Consider the following 17,055-nt stretch of genomic DNA (forward strand, 5'->3'; position numbering starts at 1 on the left):
GACATGGGTGCCGCGTTCTTCTACCACCTGACCGAAAGCCCGCTGGAGGAAGCCTTGCCGCTTCTGCTCGGCAAGGCTTTGGACGCAGGATGGCGCATCGAAGTGCGCGGCACCGATACCGACCGCCTCAAGGAACTCGACACGAAACTCTGGGGCGGAGCCGACGACGGATTTCTGCCCCACGGCGTTGAAGGCGGAAAACACGATGCACGGCAGCCGATCCTTCTGACCTCATCACACAACCGTAAGAATAACCCGACTTGCGTCGTGGCGGTTCACGGGGCTAAGATCGCCCCCGAAGAGGTTGAAGGTTTAGAGCGCGCGATGGTCGTTTTCGACGCCACAATTGGCGACGAAATCCAGCAAGCACGAGAACAATGGAAGGCGCTGACCGGAGCGGGCTGCACGGCTCAATATTGGGCGCAGGAAGGCCACCGCTGGGTCAAGAAGGCGGAATCCTGACTGAGGTGAAATAAACTTAATCTGTGCGGAGGCGGTATGTCTCGAAAATCCGAACTGCCGCTCTACACGGGTGGCTGCCAGTGCGGAGCAGTGCGTTTTCGCACCTCGCAATTGCTGGATAACGCTCACATCTGCTTTTGCAGGATGTGCCAACGCGCCTCTGGCGGGATGGCGATGGGCTGGGTTGGTGTCGCTAATCCGGCACTGACGTGGACCAAGGGCCTTCCGAACACATTCAGCAGTTCCCAAGGCGTCGGGCGCGGGTTCTGTAGTGACTGCGGTACGACGCTCTATTTCTCGCGCGTCAGCCGCACCTACCAGTTTCTCGCGCTCGCCGCGTTCGACGATCCGCATGACATCGAAATCCGCTTCACTTTGGGCAACGAGTCCAAGCTCGACCAACTGGCGCAATGCTCCGAAGTGCCCGCGCATAACTTGATCGAGGATACCGAGAATTTCGAGCGCGCGCGCCTGACGAACAAGCAGTTCAAGGTAAACCGTTAACGAGTGAGGATCAGCCGCCCGCGGGTGATCTCGATCTTCTCAAAGCGCGACAGATAGCTCATGCCCAGCAGCGAGTCCCGCATCGGGCCGCCGTTGACAACTGCACGGACGTTACGGTCGAGGATGGGGCCGAGTTCGACCGTCTCCAGCCGCACAGGGGCCGTCTGTACGATGCCGTTCGCCGTGGTGGCGGAGCCAACGAACCGCAGATCATCCGATTTAAACCCAAGGCGTTTAGCGTCCTCTTCGGTGAGTACGACATGGCTCGCGCCGGTGTCGACCACGAACTCGATCGGCACGCCATTCACCAAAGCGGTAAGGTAGTAATGGCCATCGCGCTGCATGGTCAGCTCGATCCGGCCATCCTGCAATTCGGCTTGGGTCTGGAAGGGCATGAAGCCCGCGCCCTGATAGGTGCCGACCGCAAAGGTCAGGCCGCCGATAATCACCGCCCAGATCCCGAAGTTTCGCGCGACCTGGCCGAAGCGCCCGCGCGAAGTCGCCAGCACGCCGATCAGCACGGCGATGACGATCAGTCCCAAGTATGTCAGACGCATGATCTCGTTTTGGCTCATGCATCTATATTTAGGATTAAACAGCCAGACCGAAAGACCTGAGTCCATCAAGAATGAACTGGATCGCGAGCGCGGCCAGCAAAAGGCCAAGCAGGCGGGTCACGACGTTGACGCCGACCTTGCCCAAGATGCGCTCCAGCGAGCCCGAAATTAGGAAGAGGACGAAGACAATCGCCAGCACGAGAGCCAGCACGGCGATGATCGAAATCGAGCCCGCAAATCCTTCGGCGCGGTCCATCAGAAGGATCATCGTCGCGATGGCTCCCGGACCGGCGATCAGCGGGATGGCAATCGGGAAGACCGACGGATCGTCGCCGTGGTCCTCATGCGCGTCCTCTGCATTGTTTTCGCGGCGGGCCTGACGCTTCTGGAACAGCATCTCAAGCGCGGTGAGGAACAGCAGGATTCCGCCCGAGATGCGGAATGCGGGCAGACCGATGCCGATGAAGCCGAGCACAGCCTCGCCGAAGAACGCGAAGATACACAGGATCGCAAACGCGATGACGCAAGCGCGCAGGCCGATGGCGCGGCGCTTGCCGTCGGACATGCCCGCCGTCATCGCGACAAAGAGCGGCGCAAGACCGATGGGGTCGATAATCACGAAGAGCGTGGTGAAGGCTGTAATCAATTCATTCATAGGCGTGAGCTATAACGCTTTTGACCACTCGGGCAAGAGGGGGCGCTGCCCCCGCGGCTGCGCCGCTCCCCCGAGGTATTTGGGTCAGAATGAAGAAAGGGCCGCGCGTGGCGGCCCTTGGAGTTCTTATTTTTCGGGGACAAGGCCGCGCGGGTTGAACCGCAGCACCAAGAGCAGGATGAGGCCCATAGTGAAGAGGCGCATATGCGGCGCGGCGTCTGTCATGCGGACCGCAAACCAGTTGTTCGGATCGAGCCCAGCGGTGGAGATCTGCGCGAGCCATTGGCCCATCGGTTCGACCTTGACGTAAAGCCACCAGATCAGGAACGCGCCGAGGAGCGAGCCGATGTTGTTGCCCGAGCCTCCGACGATCACCATCACCCAGATGAGGAAGGTGAAGCGCAGCGGGTTGTAGGTGGTCGGCACCAGCTGGCCGTCCAGCGTGGTCATCATCGCACCGGCGATGCCGCAGATCGCGGAGCCGAGGATGAAGATTTGCAGGTGGCGCGCGGTGACGTTCTTGCCCATGGCGCGGGCTGCGGTTTCATTGTCACGGATCGCGCGCATCATGCGGCCCCACGGAGAGTGGCGGGCCAGCTGGGCGAGGATCAGGACGATGACCAGCACAGCGGTGAACAGCAGCGCGTAGCCGAGTTTGATGTAGAGCGTCGAGGCTTCGACAGGGCCGAGGCCGAAGTTGGCGGCGGCTTCGATGAAGGCCGGATCGGCTTGCAGGTCTACAGGGTTCGGAACGGGACGGGGCAGGCCGTTGACGTTCTTCGCGCCGCGGGACAGCCAGCCTTCGTTCTTGATCACGGCGACGATAATCTCGGCGATACCGAGGGTCGCGATGGCCAGGTAGTCCGAACGCAGGCCCAAGGCGGTCTTGCCGATGATCCAAGCTGCACCAGCGGCGAGCAGGCCGCCCACGGGCCACGACAGCAGCACCGGTAAGCCCAGACCACCAAGGTAACCTGCGACTGAGGGGTTCACTGCTTCAATCGCTTCCACGCCCGGATCGAAGACCGAACGGTAGATGAAGAAGCCGCCGACCAGTACCACGATGGTGAAAACCGCGCGGGCGTTGCCCTTGGGCAGTTTGGTGCGGAGCATGATGGTCAGGCCAATGGTCAGCGCACCGATCAGCAGGCCCGCCAGAACGCGCGCGCCGCCGGCCTCCCATGCTTCGCCCACGGGCTGCATGGAGGTGATGACGACCGCGAGGCCGCCCAGAGCGGTGAAGCCCATGATGCCGACGTTAAAGAGGCCCGCGTAGCCCCATTGCAGGTTTACACCCAGCGCCATGACAGCCGAGACCAGCGCCATGTTGAGGATGGAGACCGAGGTGTCCCAGCTTCCGGTGAAGATCCAGAAGTTGGTCAGACCTTCGAGCAGGAACAGGATCGCGACGAGGGCGAAGTAAAAGATCACACGGTTGGACTGGCTCATACCGATTGTCCTTTGAAGATGCCGGTGGGCTTGAACAGCAGCACGATGACGAGGATCGTGAAGCTCACCGCAATTTTGTAGTCGGTCGAAAGCAGCTGGAGGAGGCCCTCGGGCTGGAGGCTATCGGGCAGGACATATCCTGCAACCGCGCGCCAGACGTAGGTTACGACGACCTCCGAATAGGCGACGACGAAGCCGCCAGCGATGGCGCCCAGCGGGCTACCCAGACCTCCGACGATGGCAGCGGCGAAGGTCGGCAGCAGGAGCTGGAAGTAGGTGAAGGGCGAATAGCTCTTATCGAGGCCGTAAAGCACACCTGCCGTAGTGGTCAGGATGCCGACGATCAGCCACGTCACCATGACCACGCGGTTCGGGTTGATACCCGACAGCAGCGCCAGATCCTCGTTATCCGAATAGGCGCGCATGGATTTACCCGTGCGGGTGCGGTTGAGGAACCAGAACAGCCAAGCTACGACGATGACAGCCACAACGACGGTCAGCGCCTGCGTGGTCCGCAGCGCCAGCGGTTGGTCGAGGCCCGACCATTCCTTGAATGCGCGCGCTTGGATCAGGAAACGCTCGCCATCGGTGAAGTTGATGTCCTTCACGCCCGCGAGGAAGCGGATCACGCCGTTGGTCATGAACATGACGCCCAGCGAAGCCATGACGAACACGATCGGCGCGGCTTTTTTCGCGCGGTAGAACTTATAGACGACCTGATCGGTGCCGATCATCACCAGCGAGGTGACGATGATGGCGAAGGGCAGGGCGAGCAGGGCGGTCGGCAGCGGGCCGAGCGTGATGCCCCACGACTGGAACAGCGCGGTGATGCCGATGGTGACGACAGTACCAAGCGCCATCGTGTCGCCGTGCGCGAAGTTCGAGAACCGCAGGATCGAATAGATCAGCGTCACGCCCAGTGCACCCAGCGCGAGCTGTGCGCCGTAGGTGGTCGCCGGAATGATGATGAAGTTGGTCAGCATGACCAGAGCGTTGAGAAAATCCATCTCAGCCTCCAAGGAACGAGCGGCGGACGACGGGGTCGTTCAGCATTTCCTGACCCGTTCCGGTGTGAGCATTGGCGCCTTGAACCAGCACATAGGCGCGGTCCGCGATTTCGAGCGCCTGCTTGGCGTTCTGTTCGACCATGAGGATCGGCATCCCTGTCCGGCTAACTTCGATGATGCGGTCGAAAAGCTCGTCCATGACGACGGGCGACACACCTGCGGTCGGCTCATCGAGCAGCAGAACACGGGGCTGGGTCATCAGCGCACGGCCCACGGCCACCTGCTGACGCTGACCGCCCGAAAGCTCGCCCGCGGCTTGGTAACGCTTGTCGCGCAGGATCGGGAAGAGGCTGTAGACCTGCTCCATCGTGTCCTTGAAATTGTCGGTGCGGATGAAGGCCCCCATTTCGAGGTTCTCTTCAACAGTCATCGACGGGAAGATGTTGCGGACCTGCGGCACGAAGCCCATGCCTTTCAGCACGCGCTCTTGCGGGGTCAGGGTGGTGATGTCCTCGCCGTCCAGACGGACAGAGCCGCTGCGGACATTGAGCATCCCGAAAACCGCCTTCATCGCGGTCGATTTGCCGGCGCCGTTCGGGCCGACGATGACAGCGATTTCACCGGGGTTCACGGCAATGGTGCAGGAATGGAGGATATCGGGACCACGGCCGTAACCGCCGGTCATCGTATCTCCGATGAGGAATGGTTCAGTCATGAGTGTGACACTCTCGTACAAGGGTGTTTGGCACGCATACGGCGTGCGAATTCTGGAAACGGGGGAAACGGTCAGCCAATGTCGCAATCCTTGCGCAGGCCGTTCCGGTCTCCGAACTGGCTGATGAGCTGGTCATGTTCGGCAAGCGGCGTATCGCCGTTTGCGCCGTTGGACATGAAAAGAACGTAGCGGTCCTGAACCGTGTAGATGGTGTAAACCGCCATCAGACCGTCTGCGCGGTAGGCGATCACTCGGCTGGGCGCGGCGCAATCAAGCTTCTGCGCATCCAGGATCTCGAACACCTGAGTATTGGGGCGCATGGCGGTAAAGCCGTAAGCCTCTTGGCCTAGCACATCCATTTCGGTCGCGATGCCGTCCATGACAGGCAGGCCGACAGCATGAATGCGCGCGTCTTCGACTTCCATGAAATAGAAGTTATCTTCCATGCCCGCGTCGGTGGTGCCTTCAAGATCGCAGACCTCGAACGTTTCGGCCAGCGTCACGCAGTCGGCTTGCGCCGCACCTGTCGCCAGCAAAAGCGCCGATGTGATCAGCGCCTTCATGCGCCGACCTTGTCTTTGTTCTTCAGACCGGTGCCGAGGTAAGCCTCGATCACCTGCTCGTTCGACTTGATCTCTTCGAGTGAGCCTTCGGCCAGCTTCTTGCCTTCGGCCATACAGATGACCGGACCGCAGATCTTGCCGATGAAGTCCATGTCGTGCTCGATGACGACAAAGGTGTAGCCGCGCTCTTTGTTGAGCTGGAGGATCGTGTCACCGATGGTCATCAGCAGGGTACGGTTCACGCCCGCGCCAACCTCGTCGAGGAACACGATCTTGGCGTCGACCATCATCGTGCGGCCCAGTTCGAGCAGCTTTTTCTGACCGCCCGACATATTGCCGGCCTTTTCGTCCGCCAGATGACTGATGGTCAGGAATTCGAGCACCTCGTCGGCCTTCGCACGCAGGGCGCGCTCTTCGTCCGCGATACGCTTGCGGCCGAACCACGTGTTCCAGAGCGTTTCGCCGGTCTGACCGGCGGGCACCATCATCAGGTTCTCGCGAACGGTCATCGAGTGGAATTCGTGCGCGATCTGGAACGTGCGCAGCAAGCCCTTGCCGAACAATTCGTGCGGCGGCAGACCGGTGATATCCTCGCCATCCATCGTGACGCGGCCACTGGTCGGCGGCAGAACACCGGCGATAACATTGAACAGGGTGGTTTTGCCTGCACCGTTCGGTCCGATCAGTCCCGTGATCGTGCCTTTTTCGATTTGCAGGCTGGCTCCATCAACAGCGTGGAACCCTCCGAAGTGCTTATGGAGGTTTTCAACGACAATCATATCAGTCCCCGGGGCGACGCATTGTTTGCGCTCAATTATGGAAAACGGCGCGGAGAATAAATCCCCGCGCCGCCAAATAGCAAAGATGACCGATTAGCGGTAGCTGTCGGTAACCATCTCGCCGTCCGTGAAGGTGACAACGCGGTACGAACCGGCAGCTTCGCCGCCGTCGACCAGCTCGACGCCGGTTGCGCCGATGAGGTCGACGTCACCACCCGAAGCGAGGATGTCCAGCGCGCGACCAAGGTCGCCCGGCATGATCGGCTCGCCCGGAGCGTTCGCAACGGTTTCGATGTAGTCTTTGTAGACCGACGGATCGGTGCTGTTTGCAGCCTGCATGGCGAGCAGCATCAGAGCAGCCGCGTCATACGATTCCGAAGCGTAGGTGCCTTCGCCGTTGAAGTCGGTCGCCAACTGAACGAACGCCTGGTAGCCAGGGTTGTCCGAACCCGGAGCCTGACCATACGAACCTTCGATCTCGGTGCCGAAAGCTGCCGGCAGTGCGTCGCCGATCATGCCGTCGGGGAAGTGGAACATGTCGAATGCGCCAGCGTCGAGCGAAGCGCGAACGATGTCGCCGCCGCCCTGGTCAACGTAGCCAGCGACTACGAGACGGTCGCCGCCAGCAGCTGCGAGAGCCGCGACTTCAGCCGAGTAGTCGCCTTTGCCTGCGTCGTGTGCAGCCGAAATGGTTACCGAACCGCCGAGCTCTTCGTAAGCAGCCTGGAAGCTGTCAGCGAGGCCCTTGCCGTAGTCCGAGTTGATGTAGGTCAGAGCGACCGATTCAACGCCTTGTTCCATCAGCAGCTCGGCCATGACGACACCCTGACGGGCATCCGACGGCGCGGTGCGGAAGAACAGACCGTTGTCTTCTGCGGTCGACAGACCCGGCGAGGTTGCCGAGGGCGAAACCATGACCATGCCGTTCGGAACAGCGACGTTGGTCAGGATAGCGCCGGTGACGCCCGAACAGTCAGCACCGAAGATGCCCGACACGCCTTCGGCGATCAGTTCTTCAGCAGCGGTGACGGCAGCGGACGAGTCGATGCAGGTCGAGTCCTTGCGGATCGGCGTGACGGTCGAACCGCCCAGAAGCTTGCCGGAGTCGGAAACTTCCTTCATCGCCAGCTCAGCGCCAGCAGCCATGTCGGGGGTGAGGGATTCGATCGGGCCGGTGAAGCCGAGGATCACACCCATCTTGATGTCATCTGCCGAAGCAGCGCCTGCGAAGAGTGCAGCGGCTGCGGTGGCCAGCATCAGTTTTTTCATAATTATCTCCCTATCGGATGATCTTATCCGTTTATGAGGCTAGAACGCCGCTTAAGAAAAGAAAAGTGCGCTCTAACGGAACTTTGCCCCGAAACTGGGCGATTGCCCGCCTTTTTGCCTTTTGCCTACAAACGCGACAGTTCAAATGCCGAAAACGACTCAGGCCTTCCTGCCGTGGCTGCCGCGCTCGCGATAGGGAGTGGTTTCGTAATGGGCGCGGTAACACTTCGAGAAATGCGACGGCGACGCGAATCCGCAGGCCAGCGCCACGTTGATCACACTCATGTCCGTCTGCATCAGCAGGTTGCGCGCTTTCTGGAGGCGAAGCTCCATATAATAACGCTTCGGCGACCGCGCGAGGTAGCGGCGGAACAGGCGTTCGAGCTGGCGCGTGGACATGCCGACTTCCTTGGCCAGCAGGGCAGGGCTGATCGGGTCCTCGATGTTGCTTTCCATCATCTGGATCACCTTGCTCAGCTTCGGGTGACGCACACCGATGCGGGTCGGAATGGACAGACGTTGGGTGTCCTGGTCGGTGCGGATCGACGAATAGATCAGCTGGTCAGCCACGGCATTCGCCAGTTCCTCGCCGTGGTCGTCGGCGATGATCTTGAGCATCAGGTCGAGCGACGCGGTACCGCCCGCAGCGGTCAGACGGTTGCCATCCACGACGAACACCGACTTGGTCAGATCGACCTCGTCGAACTCCTCGGAGAAGCTGTCGTGATTCTCCCAGTGGATCGTCGCGCGCTTGCCATCCAGCAGGCCGGACTTCGCTAGCGTATAGGCCGCCGTACACAGACCGCCCACGACAACGCCGCGGCGCGCCTCGCGGCGCAGCCAGTTGACGATGCGGCGGTTGGTGGCGGACTGCACCTTGATACCGCCGCACACCATGATGGTGTCATCGCGCAGCAGCTCGTCCAGATCGGCCTGAAGTTTGAACTCCACACCGTTCGAACAGGTGACGAATTCACCGCCGTCTCCGGCAATCACCCACTCGTAAAGTTTCTTTTCACTCATACGGTTCGCGATGCGCAGGCACTCGATAGAGCTGGCAAAGGGCAGCAAAGTAAACTGGTCGAGCAACACGAATACAAAGCGGCGAGGCTTTGCCGGTGCGTCGACGTCGACGATTTGAATTTCTAAGTCCATGTGCCACCCAGTCAGCGCAGTTTCGTCCAAACCTCAACTACTTTTACAAAACTTTCGCAAGGGGGCGTGCCATAAGCAAATCCCATTGAGCAATTCATTACTACTTATAGCGGAATGGCTATTTGCTTATTGCTCAAACGGGTCACGCCTTTATAAACGCAATGCCGTTACCGCTAATCACGTAACACGGTACGCTAAAGTAGAGATTATGGAGCAATAAAATGACCGAGTGGCAGAAATCTGACTGGCGCAACAAGCCCAGAGTTCAGATGCCCGAGTATACGGACGGGGCAAAGCTGAACGCTGTAGAAGCGAAGCTTGCAAGCTATCCGCCCTTGGTCTTTGCGGGCGAGGCGCGCCGTCTCCGCGATAAACTGGCAGCTGTCTCGCGCGGCGACGCGTTCCTTCTTCAGGGCGGCGACTGTGCAGAGAGCTTTGCCGAATTCAGCGCCGACAACATCCGCGACACCTTCAAGGTGATGCTGCAAATGGCGATGGTCCTGACTTACGGCGCCAAAGTGCCCGTCGTCAAAGTCGGCCGCATGGCGGGCCAGATGGCCAAGCCGCGTTCGGCGCCGACCGAAACCATCAGCGGCGTGGAACTGCCCAGCTACCGCGGTGACATCGTCAACGGCTTCGACTTCACGCCCGAAGCCCGTATCCCCGACGCCGACCGTATGCTGCAAGCCTACACGCAGGCCGCAGCCACGCTGAACCTGCTGCGTGCGTTCTCGACCGGCGGTTACGCTGACGTCCACAAGGTCCACGCATGGACCCTCGGCTTCACCGCATCGCCGGAAGCAGAACGCTACCGCGAGCTGGCCAACCGCATCAGCGACACGCTGGACTTCATGGAAGCCGCTGGCATCCGCGACGAAGCCAGCCACGCCATGCAGACCGTGGACTTCTACACCAGCCACGAAGCACTGCTTCTGGAATACGAAGAGGCCCTGTGCCGTCTGGACTCGACCTCGGGCAAGTGGCTCGCGGGTTCGGGCCACATGATCTGGATCGGCGACCGCACCCGTCAGCCCGACGGCGCACACGTCGAATTCTGCAAGGGCGTCCAGAACCCGATCGGTCTGAAGTGCGGCCCGTCGATGACCACTGGCCACCTCAAGTCGCTGATGAACACGCTGAACCCGAACAACGAAGCGGGCCGTTTGACCCTCATCGCGCGTTTCGGTGCAGGCAACGTTGGCGAACACCTGCCGCGCCTCATCAAGGCCGTTCAGGAAGAGGGCGCGAACGTCGTCTGGACCTGTGACCCGATGCACGGCAACACCATCAAGTCGTCGACCGGCTACAAAACCCGTCCGTTCGACAGCGTCCTGCGCGAAGTCCGCGACTTCTTCGGTGTCCACAACGCCGAAGGCACGATCCCGGGCGGCGTCCACTTCGAGATGACCGGCAAGGACGTGACCGAATGCACCGGCGGTGTCCGCGCTGTCACCGACGAAGACCTGAGCGACCGCTACCACACCGCCTGCGACCCGCGTCTGAACGCATCGCAGTCGCTGGAACTGGCGTTCCTCGTGGCAGAAGAACTGTCGTCCCGCCGCGAAGGACTGGCCCGCGCCGCAGGCCAGTAACCGTCAGGTATTATCGACAACGAGACGGAGAGCCGGCCTTGGGGCCGGCTTTCTTTCTTTGATCGACGGCATTTCGGTGAGGTACTCGATCTTCGGCGCGGCGCTGCTCGGCACGATCAGGCACTCGGCGGCGATCGGCAATGCGCTGTGCAGCTCGAACCCGCCCAGCGCACGGTTCACCGTTCCGTCGGAATCTGCCAATGGCATCAACACCATACGGCCCGAAACTCGTCCAACACCATTGGCCGCTTTCGCCTCGATCCCCAATGTGATGACCGCTGGCGCGGCAAGGCACGTATCGCTCAGATCCCAGATCCGCTGACGGTTCGGCGCATCGAACAGATGCGGCAACGGAAGCCCGCGCGTATCGAACCCCACCATCTCGCTGATCCGCTGACCAGACACCCTCAGATGCGCGGGTCCGTCGTCCGCACGCTCCAGAATGAACGAAGACGGCAGCGCATCGTCGATCTGCACGGGGTCGATTTTGGTGCGGGCAGGGAGCGTGTCGGTCTGGCGCAGCTCGCTCCAGTATTTACGCAAGAGATCAAGGATGGACACATTAGCGGTTTCGGTCGTCATAAACATCTTCCTCAAAAACATTACCAAGCTGTTAAGCCACCATGTGCCGCCAATCACTTAATAAAAGGTAAATAGGTTAATGCGGTAAGCGGGTTGCAGCGCATGACGCTTTGCTTTTATCTGCGCCAAACCGCCAAGGAGTAGCCCGTGATCCGTTCCATGACTGCCTTCGCCAGCCGCAGCGGCGCCGACGAAAATGTTCAATGGACGTGGGATATTCGCAGCGTCAACGGGCGCGGCCTCGACATGCGTCTGCGGATGCCCGACGGGATCGACGGGCTGGAACAGACCGTGCGCGCAGAAATTTCCAAACGGTTCGCGCGCGGCAACATTACCGTGAACATGCGCCTGACCCGTGACGAGAGCGAACGCTCGCTCTACCTCGACGAATGGGCGCTGGACACTGTTCTGAACGCGCTGGAAACGATCACCGTCCGCGCCAAGGCCAAGGGCGTACAGGTCGAAAAGCCCTCTACCGCCGAAATCCTGCAAACCCGCGGCGTCTGGACCAACACCCGCGCCGAAGAGGATGCCGATGCGCTGAAAAAGCACGTCCTCGCCGATCTTGCGCCGCTGCTTGATGAATTTGCCGAAATGCGCGCCGCCGAAGGCGCTGCGCTCCACGCTGTCATCTCCGAACAACTGGACCGTATCGAGGCGCTGATCACCGATGCTCAGGACGCTGCCGAAAAACGCCGCCCCGAAGTACGCGAGAACTTCAAAGCCGCCCTCCAGCGCATCATGGACGACGCGGAGGTGGACAAAAGCCGCCTTGCGCAAGAACTCGCGATCATCGCCGTCAAACAGGACGTGACCGAGGAACTCGACCGCCTGAAGGCCCACGTTGCCGCCGCCCGCGCGCTCATTTCCGATCCGGCGCCGGCTGGCCGCAAGCTCGATTTCCTCGCGCAGGAGTTCAACCGCGAGGTCAACACTCTCTGTTCCAAGTCACAAGCGACCGGATTGACGCAAGTAGGGCTTGAACTGAAGGCCGTTATCGAACAGATGCGCGAGCAAATCCAGAACGTGGAGTGAACCATGACCGAGATCCAGCGCCGCGGGCTTCTCATTATCCTGTCGTCCCCCTCGGGTGCCGGCAAATCGACCCTCGCCAAACGACTGATGGCATGGGACCCGACGCTGAAGTTTTCGGTCTCCGCCACCACCCGCGCGCCGCGCTCCGGTGAAGAGGACGGCCGCGAGTACTACTTTAAGACCAAGGAAGACTTCGAGGAACTGGTGAAAACCAACCAGATGCTCGAACACGCAGAGGTCTTCGGCAACTACTACGGCACCCCGCGCGGTCCCGTGGAACTCGCCATGACCGAAGGGCGCGACACGCTGTTCGACATCGACTGGCAGGGCGGTCAGCAGATCCGCCGCTCCGCGCTCGGCAAAGACGTGGTGTCCATCTTCATCCTGCCGCCCTCCATCGCTGATCTGGAATCGCGTCTGCGCGGCCGTGCGCAGGACAGCGAAGAGGTGATTGCGGGCCGTATGGCGAAAAGCCGCGATGAAATCAGCCACTGGGCCGAATACGACTATGTTATCGTGAACGAGGACGTGGACGCCGCCGAGGAAGAGTTGAAAACCATCCTCACCGCCGAACGCGCTCGCGCTGACCGCCGCCCCGGACTGAACGAATTCGTGCGCGGCCTGAACAAGGAATTCGAGGAACGATGATCTTTGAGCTGGACGGCCACGCCCCCGAAATCGCTGATGACGTATGGGTTGCGGACGACGCGAACCTGATCGGCAAGGTGACTTTGATGGAGGGCAGCTCCGTCTGGTTCGGCTGCACGCTGCGGGGCGACAACGAACGCCTCACCGTGGGTAAGGGCAGCAACGTTCAGGAAAACGCAGTTTTCCACACCGACATGGGCTACCCGCTGACGATTGGCGAGAACTGCACCATCGGTCACAAGGCACTGCTTCATGGCTGCACCATCGGTGACAACACGCTGATCGGCATGGGCGCGATGGTGATGAACGGCGCTGTGGTCGGCAAGAACTGCCTGATCGGGGCAGGGGCCTTGATCACCGAAAATAAGGTCATCCCCGACGGTAGCCTCGTGATGGGCGCACCGGGTAAGGTCGTCCGCCAGTTGGACGAGGAAACAATCGCGCGGATCACCGACTCCGCGCGGCGCTATCAGGCCAACGCGCAGCGTTTCAAGAACGGGCTGAAACCCGTCGGTTAATGGATCATGCGGGCGACCGCCGGCAGCGACACCAGATCGAAATCCAACAGCGGCGCGACCTGCGAAATCTCGCGTTTCACAAGCGCGGGGTTGGGAAGGTTCGCGCAAAGCGCACGGTAGGGGCCTGCAAAGCCGAACTCGAACAGTTTGGCAGCAATGTCCATGGCATCGAACCCCGTGCCGAACAGCAGCGACATCACCATGTCCGGTTTGAACTGTTCCAGCATCTCTGCCGAGAACGAACGGTAATCGACAAAGTTGAACCCGTCATCGCTCGTGTCGTGGTTCGGCCACACATCGCGGCTGCCGATGACAAGCATCTTCACTGCGGTCGCGGGCGTGTCTGCGCTGAGTAATCCGATAGCACCCATGTGATTTCCCTCGATATTTCTGCCACCATCCAGGCAGTTGTCTTACGGGTTTCACAATATCTCGCAGTATTGGTGGCTGAATAATCACCATTATGGGGGAGGAAACGATCTTGTTTTGGTGATGCGTGCCGCTCTACTCAAGAGACATGATTGATATGACCCCGATTCAGATCAACTTTGTGAACGCGATGCCGTTGCCTGCTTTGCTGGTGCGGCCCGACGAACGCATCGTTGCTGCCAACCAGCCCGCGCGCGATCTGCTCAAGAACGACTGCGTGGACCGTCCGGTGATCACCATTCTGCGTGCGCCCGACATGCTGGAGGGGATCGAAGGCGCGCTGATGAAGAGCCGCAAAAGCTCTGTCCGTCACATGCTCCGCGACGGTGGTCGTGATTATGTCTACGCCGCCCACATCGCGCCGGTATCGCTGCCCGACGGTGATTGCGCGATGATTACGTTCGAGGATCGCACGGATATCGAGACCGCGAATGAAATGCGCCGCGATTTCGTCGCCAATGTCAGTCACGAACTGCGCACGCCGCTGACCTCGCTCATGGGCTTTATCGAGACCCTGCGCGGCCCGGCCAAGAACGACCCCAACGTGCAGGACCGTTTCCTCGGCATCATGGAATCCGAAGCGGGGCGCATGGCGCACCTCGTTCAGGACCTGCTGCACCTGTCCCGCGTGGAAGAGGACGAGCGCATTCGTCCGAGCACGATGATCGACATCGCGCAGGTGATGGAAACCTGTGTGAACGCCATCCAGCCCGTTGCCGACAATAACAAGGTCACGCTCAATCTGACCAAACCTGCGCAGCCCGTGATGGTGCCCGCCGACGCCGATCAGCTCCGTCAGGTGTTCAACAATCTGGTCGAGAACGCGATCAAATACGGCGGGCGGGAAAAGAACGTCGATATCGTCATATCGGAACCGACTCAGCTGTCACAATTGCGCGCCACCGGTGTCACAGTAAGTGTCACAGACTACGGCGAGGGCATTGCATCCTATCATATTCCGCGTTTGACCGAACGTTTCTACCGCGTGGACCGTCACCGCTCGCGCGAAGTGGGCGGAACAGGCTTAGGCCTTGCAATCGTTAAACATATTGCCGTTCGCCACCGCGGAAAACTGGTCATTCGCAGCAAGGAAGGCGAGGGGTCTACCTTCGAAATCCTGCTCCCGACGCAGTAATTTGCCGACAATTCGACGACTGTCATAAAAGTCTTACATTAGTGTCACAAAAGCGCATTGCTCGACCCATAGACGGAGCGGGCAAGTCGAACACAAACGACAAGCCCGACACTCAGGAGATTGATTAATGTCGTTCTACAAGCTCACCGCTTCCGCTCTGGCCATCGCTGCCATTTCGGCCACCGCAGCTACCGCGCGTGACAACGTCCAGGTTGCTGGTTCGTCGACCGTTCTGCCCTACGCTTCGATCGTTGCTGAGGCATTCGGTGAAAACACTGATTTCCCGACCCCCGTTGTTGAATCGGGTGGTTCGTCCGCTGGTCTGCGCGCTTTCTGTGAAGGCGTTGGCGAAGAGACCATCGACGTTGCAAACGCTTCGCGCGCCATCAAGGACAGCGAAATTGCAACCTGCGCCGAAAACGGCGTCACCGACATCCTCGAAGTCCGCATCGGTTATGACGGCATCGTCTTCGCTTCGGACATCAACGGTCCGGCTTTCGACGCTTTCGTACCGGCTGACTGGTACAACGCACTGGCCGCTGAACTGCCGGTAGACGGCGCCATGGTTGCCAACCCGAACACCAACTGGAACGAAGTCAACGGCGACCTGCCGGACGCTCCGATCGCTGCCTTCATCCCGGGCACCAAGCACGGCACCCGCGAAGTCTTCGAAGAGAAGGTTCTGCTGCAGGGTTGTGAAGACTCGGGCGCTATGGAAGCCATCCTCGAAATCAACGGCGGCGACGAAGACGCAGCTGAAGAAGCATGTATGGCTGTTCGCACCGACGGTCTGTCGACCGACATCGACGGCGACTACACCGAAACCCTCGCTCGTATCGAAGCTGACTCGAACGGCCTCGGCGTCTTCGGTCTCTCGTTCTACGAAAACAACACCGACAAGCTCAAAGTAGCGACCATGTCGGACGTTGCTCCGTCGACCGAGACCATCGCTTCGGGTGACTACCCGGTATCGCGCCCGCTGTTCTTCTACGTCAAAGGTGCACACCTCGACGTCATCCCGGGCCTCCAGGAATACGCAACCTTCTTCGTAGCTGACGAACTCGCTGGCCCCGACGGCCCGCTGGCAGCTTACGGTCTCGTTTCGGATCCGGAACTGGCCCAGACCCAAGAGAACGTTGCCAACCGCGTCATGATGGGTCAGTAACCACCTATCTCTGGGCAAGGGGATTACCCCTTGCCCAACCCTAATACGCCGGAGCCGTTATGACTCTCGTTTGGATTATCGTGGCCATCGTTGCCGTCGTGCTTGCAGTACGCGGCGTTCAGAAGGGCCTCCGTACTCGCAGTACCCGCCGGCAGACTGAGGCCGGCGTTCGTTTTCTCCTCATCGGCTGCGCGACAATCGCCATTCTGACCACGGTCGGGATCATCGTCTCGCTTTTCGGAAACACCCTCCAGTTTTTCCGCATCTACCCCGCAGCGGACTTCTTCTTCGGCACCACTTGGGCGCCGAACTTCCGTGGTGGCGGCGAGCTGGGCATCCTGCCGCTCGCATGGGGTACGCTCTACATCTCGCTTATCGCACTGGCCGTGGCCGTTCCGATCGGTCTGTTCGCCGCGCTCTACCTCGCTGAATACGCCTCCCGTCCGGTCCGTTCGATCGCCAAGCCGCTGCTCGAAGTGCTCGCAGGCATCCCGACCATCGTTTACGGCCTTTTCGCGCTGGTCACTGTCGGCCCGATGCTGAAATCGGCCTTCGGTGAAGGCGGCGCACTGGGCGTCACTTGGATGGGCAGCGCCGACGCTGCCATCACCGCGGGCCTCGTCATGGGCATCATGCTGATCCCGTTCGTGTCCTCGCTGTCCGACGACATCATCAATTCGGTTCCGCAATCGCTGCGCGACGGCTCGCTGGGCCTTGGCGCGACGAAATCGGAAACCATCCGCAAGGTCGTTTTCCCCGCAGCATTGCCGGGTATCGTGGGTGCCATCCTGCTGGCCGCCTCGCGCGCCATCGGTGAGACCATGATCGTGGTGCTT

At 60.5% G+C, this 17,055-nt stretch carries 19 protein-coding genes and 1 pseudogene; 9 read left to right on the forward strand and 11 right to left on the reverse strand.

Features of this window, described 5'->3' with window-relative positions; translation table 11 throughout:
- The first annotated feature begins 3 nt into the window (after positions 1-3).
- The gene (locus HCZ30_RS11005) at positions 4-462 is read left to right on the forward strand and encodes a DNA polymerase III subunit chi (protein WP_167638337.1); all 459 of its coding nucleotides are present in this window, start codon (positions 4-6) and stop codon (positions 460-462) included.
- A 36-nt stretch (positions 463-498) separates the two neighbouring features.
- Complete coding sequence (locus HCZ30_RS11010; RefSeq protein ID WP_167638338.1) at positions 499-966, forward strand: GFA family protein; 468 nt, start codon at positions 499-501, stop codon at positions 964-966.
- Here the strand turns inward: HCZ30_RS11010 and HCZ30_RS11015 are convergent.
- The 9 genes from HCZ30_RS11015 to HCZ30_RS11055 all read right to left on the reverse strand — a co-directional run bounded on the left by HCZ30_RS11015 (position 963) and on the right by HCZ30_RS11055 (position 9,115).
- The gene (locus HCZ30_RS11015) at positions 963-1,523 is read right to left on the reverse strand and encodes a retropepsin-like aspartic protease family protein (RefSeq protein ID WP_246212753.1); all 561 of its coding nucleotides are present in this window, start codon (positions 1,521-1,523) and stop codon (positions 963-965) included. The two genes, HCZ30_RS11010 and HCZ30_RS11015, sit on opposite strands and share 4 nt — an antisense overlap.
- A gap of 34 nt (positions 1,524-1,557) precedes the next feature.
- Entirely contained in the window at positions 1,558-2,178 is a 621-nt protein-coding gene (locus HCZ30_RS11020; RefSeq protein WP_167638340.1) for a MarC family protein, read from the reverse strand.
- 126 nt (positions 2,179-2,304) lie between these two features.
- The gene (locus tag HCZ30_RS11025) at positions 2,305-3,627 is read right to left on the reverse strand and encodes a branched-chain amino acid ABC transporter permease (RefSeq protein ID WP_167638341.1); all 1,323 of its coding nucleotides are present in this window, start codon (positions 3,625-3,627) and stop codon (positions 2,305-2,307) included.
- Positions 3,624-4,634, reverse strand: coding sequence for a branched-chain amino acid ABC transporter permease (locus HCZ30_RS11030; RefSeq protein WP_167638342.1), 1,011 nt, complete (start codon positions 4,632-4,634; stop codon positions 3,624-3,626). Before HCZ30_RS11030 ends, HCZ30_RS11025 begins: the two co-directional genes overlap by 4 nt.
- 1 nt (position 4,635) lies before the next feature.
- Complete coding sequence (locus HCZ30_RS11035; protein WP_167638343.1) at positions 4,636-5,349, reverse strand: ABC transporter ATP-binding protein; 714 nt, start codon at positions 5,347-5,349, stop codon at positions 4,636-4,638.
- A 71-nt stretch (positions 5,350-5,420) separates the two neighbouring features.
- Complete coding sequence (locus HCZ30_RS11040; RefSeq protein WP_167638344.1) at positions 5,421-5,912, reverse strand: hypothetical protein; 492 nt, start codon at positions 5,910-5,912, stop codon at positions 5,421-5,423.
- On the reverse strand, positions 5,909-6,691 hold the full coding sequence (locus HCZ30_RS11045; protein ID WP_167638345.1) for an ABC transporter ATP-binding protein: 783 nt from the start codon (positions 6,689-6,691) through the stop codon (positions 5,909-5,911). The genes HCZ30_RS11040 and HCZ30_RS11045 overlap by 4 nt, the downstream gene beginning before the upstream one ends.
- Positions 6,692-6,784: 93 nt before the next feature.
- The gene (locus HCZ30_RS11050; RefSeq protein WP_167638346.1) at positions 6,785-7,960 is read right to left on the reverse strand and encodes an ABC transporter substrate-binding protein; all 1,176 of its coding nucleotides are present in this window, start codon (positions 7,958-7,960) and stop codon (positions 6,785-6,787) included.
- Between the two features lie 159 nt (positions 7,961-8,119).
- A complete protein-coding gene (locus HCZ30_RS11055) occupies positions 8,120-9,115 on the reverse strand; it encodes a GlxA family transcriptional regulator (RefSeq protein WP_167638347.1) in 996 nt (331 codons plus the stop codon).
- 221 nt (positions 9,116-9,336) lie between these two features.
- On the opposite strand from HCZ30_RS11055, the gene HCZ30_RS11060 reads away from it, so the two are divergent.
- Positions 9,337-10,707 carry a class II 3-deoxy-7-phosphoheptulonate synthase gene (locus HCZ30_RS11060; RefSeq protein WP_167638348.1) on the forward strand — a complete coding sequence of 457 codons (1,371 nt, stop codon included), beginning with the start codon at positions 9,337-9,339 and terminating at the stop codon, positions 10,705-10,707.
- A 3-nt stretch (positions 10,708-10,710) separates the two neighbouring features.
- Here the strand turns inward: HCZ30_RS11060 and HCZ30_RS11065 are convergent, their stop codons facing one another.
- Positions 10,711-11,289 carry a PAS domain-containing protein gene (locus HCZ30_RS11065; RefSeq protein ID WP_167638349.1) on the reverse strand — a complete coding sequence of 193 codons (579 nt, stop codon included), beginning with the start codon at positions 11,287-11,289 and terminating at the stop codon, positions 10,711-10,713.
- Between the two features lie 147 nt (positions 11,290-11,436).
- Between HCZ30_RS11065 and HCZ30_RS11070 the strand changes: the two genes are divergently transcribed.
- The 3 genes from HCZ30_RS11070 to HCZ30_RS11080 are packed head-to-tail and all read left to right on the forward strand — an operon-like array spanning position 11,437 to position 13,490.
- The gene (locus HCZ30_RS11070; protein ID WP_348640375.1) at positions 11,437-12,324 is read left to right on the forward strand and encodes a YicC/YloC family endoribonuclease; all 888 of its coding nucleotides are present in this window, start codon (positions 11,437-11,439) and stop codon (positions 12,322-12,324) included.
- A gap of 12 nt (positions 12,325-12,336) precedes the next feature.
- Positions 12,337-12,972, forward strand: a complete 636-nt coding sequence (gene gmk, locus HCZ30_RS11075; RefSeq protein WP_167638368.1) for a guanylate kinase — start codon at positions 12,337-12,339, stop codon at positions 12,970-12,972.
- Positions 12,969-13,490, forward strand: coding sequence for a gamma carbonic anhydrase family protein (locus HCZ30_RS11080; protein WP_167638350.1), 522 nt, complete (start codon positions 12,969-12,971; stop codon positions 13,488-13,490). The genes gmk and HCZ30_RS11080 overlap by 4 nt, the downstream gene beginning before the upstream one ends.
- On the opposite strand, the gene HCZ30_RS11085 is transcribed toward HCZ30_RS11080, so the two are convergent.
- Positions 13,487-13,861 (reverse strand): hypothetical protein, encoded by a 375-nt coding sequence (locus HCZ30_RS11085; RefSeq protein ID WP_167638351.1) that lies wholly within the window; start codon positions 13,859-13,861, stop codon positions 13,487-13,489. The genes HCZ30_RS11080 and HCZ30_RS11085 overlap by 4 nt on opposite strands.
- 155 nt (positions 13,862-14,016) lie before the next feature.
- On the opposite strand from HCZ30_RS11085, the gene HCZ30_RS11090 reads away from it, so the two are divergent.
- The 3 genes and pseudogenes from HCZ30_RS11090 to pstC all read left to right on the forward strand — a co-directional run.
- Positions 14,017-15,054 (forward strand): ATP-binding protein, encoded by a 1,038-nt coding sequence (locus HCZ30_RS11090; protein WP_167638352.1) that lies wholly within the window; start codon positions 14,017-14,019, stop codon positions 15,052-15,054.
- Between the two features lie 127 nt (positions 15,055-15,181).
- Positions 15,182-16,219, forward strand: a complete 1,038-nt coding sequence (locus tag HCZ30_RS11095; RefSeq protein ID WP_167638353.1) for a substrate-binding domain-containing protein — start codon at positions 15,182-15,184, stop codon at positions 16,217-16,219.
- 167 nt (positions 16,220-16,386) lie between these two features.
- A pseudogene (gene pstC / locus HCZ30_RS11100) lies at positions 16,387-17,055 on the forward strand (phosphate ABC transporter permease subunit PstC); the annotation flags it as partial.

Origin of the sequence: Marivivens donghaensis (genome assembly GCF_011806565.1) — a bacterium.
Lineage (GTDB): Bacteria > Pseudomonadota > Alphaproteobacteria > Rhodobacterales > Rhodobacteraceae > Marivivens > Marivivens donghaensis_A.

Coding starts and splice junctions, on each gene's coding strand:
- HCZ30_RS11005 (WP_167638337.1), top strand. CDS start 4: ATGGGTGCCGCGTTCTTCTACCACCTGACCGAAAGCCCGCTGGAGGAA.
- HCZ30_RS11010 (WP_167638338.1), top strand. CDS start 499: ATGTCTCGAAAATCCGAACTGCCGCTCTACACGGGTGGCTGCCAGTGC.
- HCZ30_RS11015 (WP_246212753.1), bottom strand. CDS start 1,523: ATGCGTCTGACATACTTGGGACTGATCGTCATCGCCGTGCTGATCGGC.
- HCZ30_RS11020 (WP_167638340.1), bottom strand. CDS start 2,178: ATGAATGAATTGATTACAGCCTTCACCACGCTCTTCGTGATTATCGAC.
- HCZ30_RS11025 (WP_167638341.1), bottom strand. CDS start 3,627: ATGAGCCAGTCCAACCGTGTGATCTTTTACTTCGCCCTCGTCGCGATC.
- HCZ30_RS11030 (WP_167638342.1), bottom strand. CDS start 4,634: ATGGATTTTCTCAACGCTCTGGTCATGCTGACCAACTTCATCATCATT.
- HCZ30_RS11035 (WP_167638343.1), bottom strand. CDS start 5,349: ATGACTGAACCATTCCTCATCGGAGATACGATGACCGGCGGTTACGGC.
- HCZ30_RS11040 (WP_167638344.1), bottom strand. CDS start 5,912: ATGAAGGCGCTGATCACATCGGCGCTTTTGCTGGCGACAGGTGCGGCG.
- HCZ30_RS11045 (WP_167638345.1), bottom strand. CDS start 6,691: ATGATTGTCGTTGAAAACCTCCATAAGCACTTCGGAGGGTTCCACGCT.
- HCZ30_RS11050 (WP_167638346.1), bottom strand. CDS start 7,960: ATGAAAAAACTGATGCTGGCCACCGCAGCCGCTGCACTCTTCGCAGGC.
- HCZ30_RS11055 (WP_167638347.1), bottom strand. CDS start 9,115: ATGGACTTAGAAATTCAAATCGTCGACGTCGACGCACCGGCAAAGCCT.
- HCZ30_RS11060 (WP_167638348.1), top strand. CDS start 9,337: ATGACCGAGTGGCAGAAATCTGACTGGCGCAACAAGCCCAGAGTTCAG.
- HCZ30_RS11065 (WP_167638349.1), bottom strand. CDS start 11,289: ATGACGACCGAAACCGCTAATGTGTCCATCCTTGATCTCTTGCGTAAA.
- HCZ30_RS11080 (WP_167638350.1), top strand. CDS start 12,969: ATGATCTTTGAGCTGGACGGCCACGCCCCCGAAATCGCTGATGACGTA.
- HCZ30_RS11085 (WP_167638351.1), bottom strand. CDS start 13,861: ATGGGTGCTATCGGATTACTCAGCGCAGACACGCCCGCGACCGCAGTG.
- HCZ30_RS11090 (WP_167638352.1), top strand. CDS start 14,017: ATGACCCCGATTCAGATCAACTTTGTGAACGCGATGCCGTTGCCTGCT.
- HCZ30_RS11095 (WP_167638353.1), top strand. CDS start 15,182: ATGTCGTTCTACAAGCTCACCGCTTCCGCTCTGGCCATCGCTGCCATT.